General features: G+C 68.2%; 12 protein-coding genes and 1 pseudogene. 3 read left to right on the top strand and 10 right to left on the bottom strand.

What is annotated here, in order from left to right:
* Entirely contained in the window at positions 1-1,179 is a 1,179-nt protein-coding gene (locus OHO83_RS37910; protein ID WP_266667698.1) for a cytochrome P450, read from the bottom strand.
* Complete coding sequence (locus OHO83_RS37905) at positions 1,176-1,367, bottom strand: ferredoxin (protein WP_266667700.1); 192 nt, start codon at positions 1,365-1,367, stop codon at positions 1,176-1,178. The genes OHO83_RS37910 and OHO83_RS37905 overlap by 4 nt, the downstream gene beginning before the upstream one ends.
* Positions 1,368-1,891: 524 nt before the next feature.
* Between OHO83_RS37905 and OHO83_RS37900 the strand changes: the two are divergent.
* Positions 1,892-2,059: pseudogene (locus OHO83_RS37900) on the top strand (hypothetical protein); the annotation flags it as partial.
* A gap of 86 nt (positions 2,060-2,145) precedes the next feature.
* Here OHO83_RS37900 and OHO83_RS37895 read toward each other — a convergent pair.
* From OHO83_RS37895 to OHO83_RS37865, 7 genes are all read right to left on the bottom strand, one after another.
* Complete coding sequence (locus OHO83_RS37895; RefSeq protein WP_330280464.1) at positions 2,146-2,757, bottom strand: TetR/AcrR family transcriptional regulator; 612 nt, start codon at positions 2,755-2,757, stop codon at positions 2,146-2,148.
* Between the two features lie 328 nt (positions 2,758-3,085).
* Positions 3,086-4,090, bottom strand: a complete 1,005-nt coding sequence (gene hpaD, locus OHO83_RS37890) for a 3,4-dihydroxyphenylacetate 2,3-dioxygenase (protein ID WP_330280463.1) — start codon at positions 4,088-4,090, stop codon at positions 3,086-3,088.
* Positions 4,091-4,104: 14 nt separating this feature from the next.
* A complete protein-coding gene (gene hpaE, locus OHO83_RS37885; RefSeq protein ID WP_330280462.1) occupies positions 4,105-5,592 on the bottom strand; it encodes a 5-carboxymethyl-2-hydroxymuconate semialdehyde dehydrogenase in 1,488 nt (495 codons plus the stop codon).
* Positions 5,589-6,536 carry a 4-hydroxy-tetrahydrodipicolinate synthase gene (gene dapA / locus OHO83_RS37880; protein WP_266667712.1) on the bottom strand — a complete coding sequence of 316 codons (948 nt, stop codon included), beginning with the start codon at positions 6,534-6,536 and terminating at the stop codon, positions 5,589-5,591. The genes hpaE and dapA overlap by 4 nt, the downstream gene beginning before the upstream one ends.
* Positions 6,533-8,023 (bottom strand): fumarylacetoacetate hydrolase family protein, encoded by a 1,491-nt coding sequence (locus OHO83_RS37875; protein ID WP_266667714.1) that lies wholly within the window; start codon positions 8,021-8,023, stop codon positions 6,533-6,535. Before OHO83_RS37875 ends, dapA begins: the two co-directional genes overlap by 4 nt.
* Positions 8,023-9,489 carry a 4-hydroxyphenylacetate 3-monooxygenase, oxygenase component gene (hpaB, locus tag OHO83_RS37870; protein ID WP_266667716.1) on the bottom strand — a complete coding sequence of 489 codons (1,467 nt, stop codon included), beginning with the start codon at positions 9,487-9,489 and terminating at the stop codon, positions 8,023-8,025. The genes OHO83_RS37875 and hpaB overlap by 1 nt, the downstream gene beginning before the upstream one ends.
* A 53-nt stretch (positions 9,490-9,542) precedes the next feature.
* Positions 9,543-10,046 (bottom strand): flavin reductase family protein, encoded by a 504-nt coding sequence (locus OHO83_RS37865; protein ID WP_266667718.1) that lies wholly within the window; start codon positions 10,044-10,046, stop codon positions 9,543-9,545.
* Between the two features lie 401 nt (positions 10,047-10,447).
* Between OHO83_RS37865 and OHO83_RS37860 the strand changes: the two genes are divergently transcribed.
* Together OHO83_RS37860 and OHO83_RS37855 are read left to right on the top strand one after the other, a co-directional pair.
* A complete protein-coding gene (locus OHO83_RS37860; protein ID WP_266667720.1) occupies positions 10,448-11,788 on the top strand; it encodes an SLC13 family permease in 1,341 nt (446 codons plus the stop codon).
* Between the two features lie 65 nt (positions 11,789-11,853).
* The gene (locus tag OHO83_RS37855) at positions 11,854-12,840 is read left to right on the top strand and encodes an ornithine cyclodeaminase family protein (RefSeq protein WP_266667722.1); all 987 of its coding nucleotides are present in this window, start codon (positions 11,854-11,856) and stop codon (positions 12,838-12,840) included.
* Positions 12,841-12,928: 88 nt separating this feature from the next.
* Here the strand turns inward: OHO83_RS37855 and OHO83_RS37850 are convergent, their stop codons facing one another.
* A complete protein-coding gene (locus OHO83_RS37850) occupies positions 12,929-13,948 on the bottom strand; it encodes a dihydrodipicolinate synthase family protein (RefSeq protein ID WP_266667724.1) in 1,020 nt (339 codons plus the stop codon).
* Positions 13,949-13,966 lie beyond the last annotated feature (18 nt).

The following is a 13,966-nucleotide window of genomic DNA, read 5'->3' as shown; positions in this document are numbered from 1 at the left end:
CTACGGCCTGAGGTCCACGGAGAGGGACTTGACCAGCCAACGGCCGCCCGCCTGACCGATCTCGGTGCCGTCCTCCACCACAACCGCGTCGGGGAAGTGGTCGGCCAGGTAGCGGACGACCTCTTCCATCTCGACCTTGGCGAGCCCCTGTCCGAGACAGTTGTGGCCCCCGGTGCTGAAGGTCAGCGGTTGGTTGTTCTCACGCTCCAGCACGAACTCGGCCGGACTCCCGAAGCGCTCAGGGTCGCGGTTGGCAGACCACACCGCGACATGGACGTCCGAACCCGTCGGGATGACCGTCCCGTTCAAGTCAATGTCCTCGGTAGCGATCCGGCTGATGACCCCTGGCCGGGGATACAACCGCAGCACCTCGGTGATCGCTGCCGGGATAAGCGTGTGATCCTCGACAAGTCGCTGCCAGATCTCGCGGTTGCGCAACAGGGTCCACACCACCAGGCCTGCCTGGTGCGTGGTGTTGACCGAGCTCGCCTCCAGCATTGCGGTCGCTTCGTCGAAGAGCTCCTTCTCGTTGAGCTTGCCGGCATCGTGCCGCCCGATGAGGAACGACAGCATGTCCTCGCCCAACCCCTGTGCCCGCTTGCGGGCGACGAGTTCCCGCAGGTACGCGAAGAGTTCGTCGTAGGCCTCAAGGATGTCCGGGATCAGGCTCGGGTCGCGGTTGAGCAGCGACAGGGTCCGCTCCGAGAGGCTTGCGACCTTGGGGGCGTCCTCGACCGGAGCGCCGGCGAGGTAGCAGTACACGCGGGCCGGCAGGCGACGGTCGATGACACCGTGGAAGTCGACGGGGGCAGCGGGGTCAAGGTCCGCGGCAAGGTCCCTGATGATCCCGCGTAGCACGTCGCGGATGTTCTCGACGGTGGCCGGTCCCATGAACCGGGCCAGCGGCGTACGCAACCGAAGGTGCCGCGGCCCCTCTGCCATCAGGACGCTGTCCGCCCGGAAGTCACGTACCGGGCCCTCCTTGATACCGAAATCCTCCATCAACTGGAGCGAGGCGTTCCGGAAGCGGCTGTCACGCAGGACGGCGGTGGCGAGTTCGAAGCTCAGGACTGTGTAGCCGGCCGAGCCGTGGGCGAGCGGGCCTTCCGCCAAAGCACCTCCAGGGTGCACGAGGGCGTCGGGCGCGAACGGTTCGAAGTGCGGCAATGTCGTGGTCATGAGGCGGAGATCGCCCCCAGCGGGCAGCACAGGACAACTTCTTCAAGTTCGTCCGCACGCTCCTCCTCGACGTCGGTCCGCAGCTGCTCGAGCAGCCCGTCCTCGCCGATACGGAAGATGTCCGGCATGAGCGCCGCACAGGTGCCGTTCGCGTCGCACTTGGCGAAATCCACTGTGACTTCGAACATTTGGGAAGACTCCCTTCTTGTGGAGCCCGCCCTGCAGGTGCATGGCGTATCAAGCGGTAGGGACTCCAGCAGTTATCACAGTGACCCGCACCGAGGGATCCGACAAATATCAATTCCTTCACTCATCGATACACTCAACATATGACCCACCGAGGTCACACGCATGATGGGCAGTGGAGCATCGTGACCATGACCCTCACGATGGAGCCAGGGCACGTGAGGCGGGCGTCCGAAGCCGACAAATCACGGGGCCGGCATGGAGGCGATCTCCGAACTCGCCACAGCATCAGGCCCGTTGTGGATCATGCGGCACCAGACTGTGTCCGCGAACTCGTACACCAGTTGCGGGTCGCTCAGCGCGGCGAGCGAGCTCGTCCGCGCCTACGTCCGCGGCCTCCAGGGTGAGCGGTTGGGCAAGCAGTCGGTCTCGGCCATGGTCAAGCACTTCCCCGGCGGCGGCCCCCAACTCGACGGCGAGGACCCGCACTTCCCCTGGGGCAAGGAACCAGGTCTACCCCGGTGGCATGCGCGACCTGCACCTCGAACCCTTCAAGGCGGCCATCGCCGCCGGCTGCGCCCAGATGATGCCCTACTACGGCCAGCCCATCGGTACCGACTGGGAAGAAGTCGGGTTCGGCCTCAACAAGGGCGTCGTACAAGGGCTACTGCGGGACAAGCTCGGATTCGACGGCATCGTCTGCACCGACTGGGGCCTGATCACCGACGCCGAGATCTTCAGCGAAGTGCACGAAGCACGCGCCTGGGGCAGACCGGGACGTCACGTGGCGCGGGTCAGCAGCGGCATGGCAACGCCGTCGACCAGATACTCGACGAACTCCGCATCCAGAGGCAGGCCGAGCAGAGCGTGGCGCATGAACAGAGCCGGCGCACAGAGCTCATCGATGAATCGCACGTCCTGGTGATCCAGAGCGAGTTCCCCACGCTGTTCCGCCCGCTCGCAGACAGCCCGGACGGGCGGTACAGCGGGGATCAACAAGGGGCGCAGCAGCGCCGCGAGCTCGGCATCATTGCGCATGGTGACGAAAAGACCGCTGATCACGGCGCCTTGCTCGCCACTCATCCACTCGGCGAGCAACCGGAGGTATGCCAGGAGGTCGCCGCGCAGCGTGCCAGTGTCCGGCACCTGCAGGTCTTCGGCCGGGCGGCAGCTGATGGCCGTGGTCACCAGGTCCGCCTTGGTGGGCCAGTGCCGGTACAGCGTGGCCTTGCTCGTCCTGGCGCGGGTCGCCACTGCCTCGTAGCGCAGTCCCTGGTATCCGGACTCAGCGAGTACCTCATAGACGGCTCGTAGGATGGTTCGCTCACGGCTTGCCGAGAGCCTCTTGGTAGGCCGGGCGATCGCCGTGGTCGGTGCCGCCTGCTCGGACATGGCACCCCCTCGCTCTTACAACGTGGACAATCTCGGCGCGTGCCCGACCGATCATCCAGCAACGGTTGAGCCGGGCAGTTGCCTCGACAAAGTCGAAGCCTTGGACGGCTACTTGATCCTTTACAGGATACGCGGCAATCGGCGCAGCCACCGAACGGCTTCCGAGGTCGGGTCACCCCTGTTGACCAGGGAGGATGCCGGTTCTGACGGCCGGTTCACCATCGCGGCATTCGCGCCCCGCCCAAGGCCGTCCACATCGATCCACGCTCTGACCTCGCCGTGCTGAACGCTCCGGTGCCGCACCCGGCACCGGAGCTGTTCCGCGCAGTCAGCCGAGCCCGTCCGCGCCGACCTGGACAGCGGACTCGTCCAGCAGGGCATCACCGACCGGCTGCGGCTTCCCTCCCAGGTCGAGGACCGGGGTCGCCTCCTTGTACCAGGACTCGATGACGGCGTTGCCCCAGAAGTCGCGGCGGCGATCGTCGTGGACGTTCCAGCGGTACGTCTCGTGGTCCGGGTCGCCGGTGTAGTAGTCGGAGGTGTAGATCTCGACGCGGTGGCCGTCCGGGTCGCGGAGGTAGACGTAGAAGGCGTTGGAGACGCCGTGTCGGCCCGGCCCGCGCTCGATGTGCTTCTCCTCGTGGAGCGCGCCGAAGATGTCGGCGGTACGCAGCACCTGGTGGGATTCGTGGGTGGCCACCCCTAGGTGGTGCAGGCGCGGTCCGGCACCACCGGTGAAGGCGACGTCGTGGACGGTCTGCTTGCGGTACATCCACGCCGCGTACAGCTCGTGCTCGTCGCCCTCGATGGTCTCCGAGCAGCCGAAGCCGAGGGACTTGTAGTGGGCGTAGGCGGCCGGGATGTCGGGGGTGCAGATGTTGAAGTGGTCGAGGCGGGCGATCTGCGCGCCGCGGTGGAGGTCGTAGCGCTGGATGAGACGCTCGCCGCGTTCGATGTCGTGGAAGAACTCGACCGGGAAGCCGAGCGGGTCGATGACGCGGACCGCGTCGCCGACGCCGACCGTGCCCTTGTCCTTCTTCAACCTCTTTACCGGGCGGCCGAGTTCGGTGAAGAACCTCTCCGCCTTGTCCACGTCCTCGGGGGTACGCACGCGGTACGCGATGTGGTCGAGCGCCGCGGTCTCGCCCTTGCGCAGGACGAGGGAGTGGTGGGTCAGTTCGTCCGTTCCGCGCAGGTAGAGCGAGCCGGCGTCCTCGTGCTGGACGTGGAAGCCGAGCATGTCCACCCAGAACCAGCGGGCCCGGGACAGGTCGGTGACAGCGAGCTGGGCGTAGGCGGAGCGCACCACGTCCGGTGCGGGTGCGACAGTCACAGCAGGCGCGGCAGTCATCGGGCGACTCCGAATCGGGGGGTGTGCACGTCTCCGAGGGCCACGTGGACGATCTTGGACTCGGTGTAGAAGTCGATGCTGTGGGCACCTCCTTCGCGGCCCACGCCGGATGCCTTCACGCCGCCGAAGGGGGTGCGCAGGTCACGGATGTTGTGGGAGTTGATCCAGACCATGCCGGATTCGACGGCGTGCGCGATGCGGTGGCCGCGCTTGAGGTCCGAGGTCCAGATGTACGCGGCCAGGCCGAACCGGGTGGCGTTCGCCAGCTCGACCGCCTCCGCCTCGTCGTCGAAGGGTGCGACCGCCACGACGGGGCCGAAGATCTCCTCCTGGAAGATCCGGGCGTCCCTCGCCACATCGGCGAAGACGGTCGGCTGGAGGTAGTTGCCCTCGGCGAGGTGGTTGGGGCGGGCACCACCCGCCACCAGCCGGGCTTCCTTCTTGCCGATCTCGACGTAGTTCAGGACACGTTCGTAGTGCTCACTGTGGACCAGCGCGCCGACCTGGGTGTCCGGGCCCGCAGGGAGTCCGACCGTGACCTGCTCGGCGCGCTCGGCGAGGCGGCGGGTGAACTCCTCGTAGAGCGGCCGCTCGACGAGGACGCGTGAACCGGCAGTGCAGCGCTCGCCGTTGAGCGAGAACACGCCGAAGACGACCGAGTCGAGGGCCGCCTCGATGTCGGCGTCGGCGAACAGGACCACCGGCGACTTGCCGCCCAGTTCCATGGAGGTGGTCTTCAGGTGCTCGGCGGAGGAACGGATGATGTGCCGACCGGTGTCGGTCGAGCCGGTGAAGGAGATCAACGGGACGTCCGGGTGGTCGACCAGTGCCTGACCGGCCTCGTCACCGATGCCGTGGACGATGTTCACGACTCCGGCCGGCACGCCCGCCTCGGCGAAGATCTCCGGCCACAGCGTCGCGGACAGCGGGGTCCACTCGGCGGGCTTGAGGATCAGGGTGCAGCCGGAGGCGAGCGCCGGGGCGAGTTTCCAGCTCTCCAGCATGAACGGGGTGTTCCACGGTGTGATGAGCCCGGCGACCCCGACCGGGGTGCGCACCACGTAGCTGAACTGGTCGCCGCCCTGCCGGAACGCCTCCTCGCCGAGCGCGACGATGACGTCGGCGAAGTAGCGGAAGTTCTCGGCGGCGCGGCGTGCCTGGCCCCTGGCCTGGGTGATCGGGAGGCCGGAGTCGTACGACTCGAACTGGGCGAGCCGGTCGTGGCGCGCCTCCACGGCGTCGGCGATGCGGTTCAGGACGCGGGCGCGCTCACGGTTCGAGAGGGCCGACCAGGCGGGGAAGGCGGACTCGGCCGCAGTGACAGCCCGTTGGATGTCGGCGGCTGCGCCGCGTGCCGCCTGCGCGTAGACGGAGTTGGAGGCAGGGTCGGATACGTCGAAGGTGCGTCCGTCGGACGCGTCGACGAGTTCGCCGCCGATCCAGTGCCGGATGGTCGAGGGCAGGCCCTCGGGCGAGTTGCTCACTGGTCGGCTCCGTTCTGCTGCGTTCCCAGCTGCTGCGTCAGGTCGCCGCCCTCGGTGAGGAGCGCGCGGATGCGGGTCAGGCCCGGGTCGGTGGGCGTGATGAGCGGCGGCCGTACGTGCGGCGAGGCGATCCGCCCCTGCTGGGCCAGGACCCACTTCGCCGGGGCCGGGTTGGTCTCCACGAACAGCAGGTCCACCAGCGGGTGCAGGCGGTAGTGCAGTTCGCGGGCGCCCTCGAAGTCGCCCGCCTCCCACAGCTCATACATGCGTGCCACGGCGGTCGGCGCCAGGTTGGCCACCGCGCTGACGAAGCCGGCGCCGCCCAGGGCGAGTAGCGGCAGGGACAGCAGCTCGATACCGGACCACACGAGCAGCGAGCGGCCGCAGGCGTGGAGCACACGGGAGAAGTGCTCGAAGTCCTTCGTCGTCTCCTTGACGCCGACGAAGTTCTCGAAGTCGGTGAACAGTCGCTTCACCGTCTCGGGTGCGATGTCGACGGCGGTGCGCGAGGGCACGTTGTACGCGACGATCGGCATGTCCGGGAACTCGCGGGCCACGGTGGCGTACCACCGGTAGAGGGCCTCCTGGGTGGGGCGCGCGTAATAGGGCGTGATCACTAGTGCCGCGTCGGCTCCCAAGTCCCTTGCCGCTGCGGTCAGTTCGAGTGTCTCGTTCAGCTTGTGCGAGCCGGTTCCCGGCAGGAAGGGGACCCGGTCCCCGATCTCCTCGACCGCCGTCCGCATGCCGGCAATCCGCTCGGCGACGGTCTGCGCGCTCGGCTCACCGGTGGAGCCGCCGAGCGAGATGCCGTGCGAGCCGGAATCCAGCTGGAAGCGGATCAGCGAGCGCAGGCCCTCATGGTCGACAGCGCCCTCGTCGGTGAACGGGGTGACGACAGGGGCGATGGATCCCCGTATGACGGCGGGATCGCTGCGGAACTTCATGCGGAATCTCCTTGCGAGGCATGCGGGGCGTACGAAGAGTCAGAAGTGTCGGATGTGTCGTGCGTGCGGCTGCGGCGCCACAGCTCGAACGGCTCGCTCCACTCAGGTCCGAGGGGGTAGAGGCCGTCCACGCTGTGCCCGGCGCGCACCTGCTCGGTGATGAACTGTTCGCGCAGCTCCTGCTCCTGGCAGTCGGCGATCAGCTCCTCCGCGAGGTCGAGCGGTACGACCACGACGCCGTCCGCGTCGCCGACGATCAGGTCGCCGGGCTGGACCAGGGCTCCACCGCAGGCGATGGGCACGCCGGAGTCCCACGGCACATGGCGGCGGCCCAGGACCGAGGGGTGCTCACCCCCGTGGTACACCGGCAGGCCCAGATCGGTGACCGCGGCGCTGTCACGCAGGCCGCCGTCGGTGACAACCCCGGCCGCGCCGCGCGTCTGGGCGCGCAGCGCGAGGATGTCACCGAGGGTGCCGGCCGAGGTGTCGCGGCGGGCGTCCATGACGAGTACATGGCCGGGCCGCAGCTCCTCGATCGCCCGCTTCTGGGCGTTCATGCCGGCGCCGTACTTCTTGAAGAGGTCCTCGCGCAGGGGCAGGTAGCGAAGGGTGTGGGCGACGCCCACCATCTTCTGGCCCGGCAGCGTGGGGCGGACGCCGTCGATGCTCATGTGCGGCAGTCCGCGGGAGCGGAGCTGTGCGCTGAGGGTGGCGACGGCAACCGACCGCAGCCCGTCCTCAAGCCCCTTTGCTAGCAGGGGGGTTGGCGTGTAGGCGGTGCCGTACGCCGCCTCGCGCTCCACCTCGTCCGCCCTGGGCATCGCTCCGTACGCCTCCAGGGCGGGCCCGGCGGCGACGGGGTTGCGCAGACGGCCCGTGGACAGGCCGCTGCCGCGGACCTCGACCTCCACCACATCCCCCGGTGAGGCGACGGAGGCGCCGGCCGGGGTGCCGGTGAGGATGACGTCCCCCGGCTCCAGCGTGACGAGGCGCGACAGGTCGGCGATCAGCTGCCCGAAGGGGAACAGGAGGGTGTCCGTGGTGTCGTCCTGGACCAGCTCACCGTTGACCCAGGAACGCAACTGAAGTGCGGCCGGGTCGAGTTGGCGGGCGTCGAGGAGTCGCGGGCCGAGCGGCGTGAGCCCGTCGGCCCCCTTGGAGCGGAGGTTGGAGCCGCGGTCCGCGTAGCGCAGGTCGTAGACCCCCGCGTCATTGGCCGCGGTCACCCAGCGCACGTACTCCCAGGCATCCTCAGGGCTCACCCGCTGGGCGCGCGAGCCGATCACCAGGGCGATCTCCCCCTCGAAGCCCAGGAGTTCGCAGCCCTGCGGACGCACGAGGGCGTCCTTGGTGCCCGCGAGGGACGAGGGCGGCTTGAGGAAGTAGGACGGGTGGGCGGGGATGCGTCCCCGTTCCCGGGCGCGGCTGGGGTAGTTGAGGTGAACCGCGATGATCTTCGAGGGAGGATTGCCGAGCGGGTGCGTCATCACGAGCGCTCCAGGCTGTGCTGGTCCAAGAAGGCCTGCACCTTGGCCTTGTAGGGCTCGCGGTCGTACGACTTCACGTAGGCACCGGCCATCCGCACCGGGTCGCCGAAGAAATAGTACTCGTACAGGGCCTGCCGGCTGGAGAAGGCGGAGATGCAGGTGTCCCACACCAGGCGGAAGAGCTTGACGCGCTCCGCGCCCGTCAGCGTGGCCGACTGCAGGTAGGCCTCGATGTCGGCGGCGGCGGGGCCGTTGACGTCCAGTTCGGTCGGCGTGGCCATCAGGCCGGAGGCGCCGAGCTTGCGCAGGATCGCCGGGAAGCGCTGGTAGAGCTTGGGATAGAGGTTGCGGGCGGCGTTGAGCGGCGCCCAGGCCGGGGTGAGCACGCCGTACTCGTTGAGTTCGGCGTCGGCCTCCGCGGCGCGCAGGAAGGCGCGCAGCGTCTCCAGCGTGGTGATGATCTCGGCCACGTCCTCCTGGACGTGGCCGAACTGCTCGATGCCGATGGCCTCGGTGAGGAGCGACACCAGACCGAGGACATACTCGGTCTTGGCCGTGGTGCGGGTCACGACCTGGTGGGTCATGTGGTTGACCGAGTTGGTCTGCGAGTAGAAGCCGTTGCAGAGCTCCGCGTCGCCCAGGGCGAAGCAGCGCTCGAACGGGACGTGCACGTCGTCGAAGACGACCACGCAGTCCGACTCCTCGAAGCGGGAGGCGAGGGGGTGGTCGTGGCGCGGCCGGTCGTAGTCCAGCGGTTCGCGGGCGATGTAGCGCAGGCCCGGGGTGTCGTTGGGGATGGCGAAGGCGTAGGAGTACGGCTTGTCCTCGGGGGTGCCGCGCAGCACGGTCGAGGGGAAGACGAGCATCTCGTCGGCGAACGGAGCGATGGTCGCGAGCATGCGCGCTCCGCGGATCACGACGCCGTTGTCGTCCTCCTTCACGATGCGGGCGGCGAGCTTGCCGCCGGCCTGCTGGGTGCCGGCGACCGAGCGGTTGACCTGCGGCGGGATCAGGGTGTGCGTGCACAGCAGGTCCTGCTCGCGGACCTGCTCGTAGTAGCGGCGGATGTTCTCGCCGAACGCCGGATTCGCCTGGGCGAACCAGTCGGCGGCCGAGGCGAGGGCCATCAGGGAGCTGTTCATGTAGTCGCCGGTACGGCCGAGCATGCCGTTGCTGTGGTCGGCCCACACCTTGAACGCGTTGCGGCGCTTGACCAGGTCCTCGGGAGTCTTCGGGGTGAGGAAGGAGGTGCCGACGGGCTCGCCGGTCGTGGGCGAGGTGTAGGTGAGGACGTCCTTGTGGGCGTCGGAGTGCTGGAGGTCGTACAGCTCGGCGTACGTCTGGACGACATTGCGGAAAGCGGGGTGGTCCTGGATGCCGCCCTTGAGGGTCTCGCCCTGGATGTGCACGGTGGCACGGGAGTTGGACAGTCGCTCGAGGAATTCCTTGCCGGTGCGTGCAGGCATGCTGGTGCTCCTGAAAGTGTGGGAGTGCGCGGCCGCGAGCGGGCCGCGCCGAATCAGATGAGGTATTCGAAGCCGTCGGTCGACTCGGTCGCCGCGCCGAACCGGCTCCAGGCGTAGGTGAGTGCGTCGCCGTCGCGATGGCCGAGGTCCGTGACGCGGCCCAGGACGAGGGTGTGATCGCCGCCGTCGTACGTGCGCCAGGGCTCGCATTCCACCCAGGCGAGGGGGTTCGCCAGGCGCGGGACGGAGGTTCCGTCGGCCCAGCGCGGCTCGGCCGCCTCGCGCGCCCCGGCGAACTGCCGCGCCAGCGGCTCCTGTTCGGCCCCCAGGATGTTCACACAGAAGGGGCGGTCGAGCAGCTGGTCGTGGCAGCGAGCGCGACGGGCGACACTGACGAGGACAAGTGGGGGCTCCGCGGAGACGGAGGTGAAGGAGTTCATCGTCGCGCCGCGCGGGCCGTCTTCGCCCGCGTACGTCACGACGGTGACACCGGTGGCGAACCGGGCCATGCAGGCACGAAGGGCCGCCGGGCTGGGCGGGGCAAGCATCTGTGTCATGAGAAGGACTCCCTTGAGTCGGCCGCCGCAACGGCGCCACGTGCGGGACGCTCAACCGGTCGGGCGCGGTCCCGTGAACAGGGAAGGAAATCGAGTGAGTTCGACTCGAACCCACTAATCAAAGCTTTGATTAATTGGGACGGTACTCGCCCTCGCGACCCCTGTGAAGCCCTGCGGCGAAGACTCTCCGACGATGCGGCAGCGATCGCCCGCAGCACAGAATGAGCCGCCTCCTGATACTAGACGTACCGTTTCGAATCTGGTTTATTGCAGGAAGTGCACACCGTCCGGCACCTGCGCTGTGCCATGGGCTCGCACGTCGGGACGTTGTGCGAGCCCCACCGCGCCACCGGTGTCTCCGTCGGGCGCGTCCAGCCGAAGAGCGAGGAGCACGAGGCCCCATGTCCGTCGCCGGCGTCTCCCTGCTCGTGCTGCCCGCCATATTCATCATCGGGACCGTGTGGCCGATCAGCATCGGCGTGGTGTCGTTCGCGGCGACCTTCGTCGTCGGCATTCTCATCGCCGGCATCCCTGCCGAAGGCCTCTTCGCACTGTTCCCTGCCGACATCTTTGTCCTGCTGGCAGGAATCACCTACATGTTCTCCGTGGCCCGGCAGAACGGGACCATGGCGGTGATCACCGAGGCGGCCGTGCGGCTCGTGCGCGGCCGTGTCGCGGTCATCCCCTGGATCTTCCACGCACTCGCGATCGTCTTCAGCGCCATGGGTGCCGGCCCCGCGGCGGCGACCGCCGTGCTCATCCCGGTCGCACTGGGGGTCGCCCAGCAGGCCAAGATCAGTCCCTTGCTGATGGGCATCATGGTCATTCACGGGAGCCATGCCGGATCCATGTCGCCCCTCAGCCCGATCGGTGCGCTCGTCAACGGGGCGGCTGCCACGGCGAAGCTCCCCGACTCCTCGGGGACGGTCTTCGTCAGCTCCCTGCTCTTCAACATCACGCTCGCGCTGACCGCTTACCTCCTGCTCGGCGGCGTGGGGCTGATGCGCCGCGGCAGTGAGTCCATCCGGATCGGTCCGGCCCGGGCAAAGGAGCCGATGGAAGGGCACGGCTCACCCTCGACACTGGGCACAGTCCTGGCCACGCAGGAAAGCACGACAGTGTCCGCCCCGGCAACGCTCCGCCCCCAGCACTTGGCCACGCTCGCCGGCATCGCCGCACTGGTCGTCCTGGGGGTCGGCTTCCAGTTCAACGTAGGCCTCAGCGCATTCGCGGTCGGACTGCTGCTCACGGCCATGGCTCCGAAGCAGGACACTCACGCCGTCGCCAGCATGTCCTGGTCCACCATGCTCATGCTCAGCGGCGTCATGACCTACATCGGACTGGTCACCAAGGTCGGCGGAATGCGGCTGCTGTCCGATGCGCTGCTCGGTGCGGGATCCCCCGTCCTGGCAGTTCTGCTGATCGCCTTCGTCGCCGCACTGACCTCGCTGTTCTCCGCCACCGGAGCCGTCGTCGGGGCTCTCGTCCCAGTACTGGGAGCCGTATTGGGCGCGCACGCGTCCGTACCCGCCGCTGGCGCCCTGTCGGGGGTCGCGATCTCCTCCAGCGTCGTCGACAGCAGCCCGCTCTCACTCCAGGGAGCGGTGCTCCTGGCGAACGTCGAGGAGCACCAGCGGCGACCGCTGTTCCGGCGACTAATGGCCTGGGGAGCGGCCATGGTCGTGGTGGGCAGCGCCGTGCCACTGCTCCTCTTCGTCCTTCTTCCCATGTGGCTGGGGTGAGCCGGCCTGTACGGGTCGGCTCGCCTCGGCGACCGAACCACCCGCAACCTGCAAAGGGCATCTTCATGGCTGTATTTCTCTCCGACCACGACGTCCGTTCCCTGCTCGACTGGGAGTCCGCCATCGACGCGCTGCACGAGGCTTATGCGGCACCGACGTCCGAGGGGCACTTCCCGCCTCGGACGATGGCCCGCGGCGAGCAGGAGTGGATGCGCACCCTGAGCGGGATACTGCCGGGCAGCGGTGTGATGGGGGCCAAGCTCATCGCTGTGTCGAACGGCCATCGCCGTGGCGCCTACCTCGTCGCGCTGTTCGACCTGGAGACCACGGAACTCGTCGCCCTGCTCGACGGGCGGTCGATCACGGGGTTCCGCACGGCGGCGACCTCCGCCCTCGCGGTCCGTTGTCTGGCACCGCGACGGCCGCTGTCGGTCGCGGTCATCGGATCGGGTTTCGAGGCGACGAACCACCTCCGCGCCCTGGCGACCACGATGGATCTCACCTCCGTACGTGTCTTCAGCCCGAGCCCGAAGAGCCGGGCCCGGTTCGCCGACTCCTTCGCCGACCTGTCGGTCGATGTGACTCCTGCCGAGTCCCCTGAGGAGGCTGTCGAGAGCGCGGATCTGGTGGTGTGTGCCGCCCGTTCGCGGGACGAGACACCTACGCTCCGGGGCTCGTGGCTCAAGGCCGGCACGACGGTCGTCTCCATCGGCTCGACGCTGCCCGAGCAGCGCGAACTCGACCCGGCCGCCATCGACCGCGCGGACGTCGTGGTGTGCGACCAGGTCCGCGAAGTCGCAGACGAGACCGGTGACTTCATCGCCGCGCGCGAAACGGGCATCGAGTTCACCGACAAGCTCGTGACCCTGGCCGATGTCGTCTCCGGCCGCGCCCCGGACCGAGCCACAGCCGACGGCATCGTGCTCTACAAGTCGGTCGGAGCGGCCCTGCAGGACCTCACGGTGGCGGCCCTGTGTGCCCGGGTCGCTGAGAAGCGAGGCGTCGGTGTGCCCCTGGACGCGAGCATCAGCCGCGCCTTCCACGAGGCCTGAGCCAACAGACCGAACAGCCCTCGGGGGCGCCTCCACCGCCTTCATCAGACGGTGGAGGCGCCCCCGAGGGCTTACTCAGGCCGGCGCGTCACACAGGGTTACGTCCAATGAAGAACTCGCGGAACGGGTCCATGCTCGGCTCGAAGCCGGAGTCCACCAACCCCTTGCGCAGAGCCGCCATCTGGCTGTCCTGCAGGCGCATCGTCGGCTGACGGAGCGGGCCGCCGTTGTAGCCCTGGAGCCACCCCTGGAACTTCCAGGCCTGACGGTTGAGAACGGATCCCCCGTGCAGGGTGCCGAACAGTCCGGCCTTCGTCTTACGGGCCGCGTGCAACTGCCAGTAGATGGCGGTCGCCTCGTCGTGCTTGCCGTCACGGAGCAGCTGCATCACCCGCGGGATCATCGGACCGAAGTACTCGTGATCGCTGGTGGCCGACAGCTGGATGGGCATCACCTGCGACAGCGGGATCAGATCGCCCTCGATCGGCACCGAGATGACCACCTCGTCGCCGAAGAGCCGGTTGCACTCCACGGCGCTCTGGATGTTCGGGTATCCGCCCTCGGCCTTGATGACTGCGATGTTGGGAATGTCGTCGATCAGTCGGCGGGTCAGGCTCGTCGGGAGGTCCGAGGGGTGGATGCGGGCGCCGAAGTTCCAGATCGTCATCGGGAACAGGATGATCCCGAGGTTCGTGGCGTCGCAGACGGCCTTCGTGTAGTCGTAGATGTCCTGCTCGGACTCGGGGTAGAAGTTGGGCGGGTACGCCAGCAGCACGAGGTCCGCGCCCGCGGCCTCGGCACCGCGCACGGCTTCCAGGTTCTGCTCCAGGTTGTTCCAGCTCGCGTGGTGGACGACGTAGAAGCCGTCGCCGGCCTCGTCCTTCGCAATGCGGAGGAACTCCAGGTACTCGTCAAGTCCGATGCTGATCTCGGATATGCCCAGGGTGCCGATGAAGCCGTGCTCCTTGGCGAGGCGGATGTCGTGGCGGATACCTCGTTCGTTGATGCCGCGCAGGTCGCCGGTGAACGAGGGGATGGTGCAGTTGACAGCGCCGACGAGCTTCTCGCGGGCCCAATCACGGGCCTCGGCGCGCGTGTATGCGGGCATGCTGGTTCCTTTCGTGCG

The sequence above is a fragment of the Streptomyces sp. NBC_00569 genome (assembly GCF_036345255.1).
GTDB lineage: Bacteria > Actinomycetota > Actinomycetes > Streptomycetales > Streptomycetaceae > Streptomyces.
Note: the sequence above shows the minus strand (reverse complement) of the source record. Positions and strands in the feature narration are given on the sequence as shown.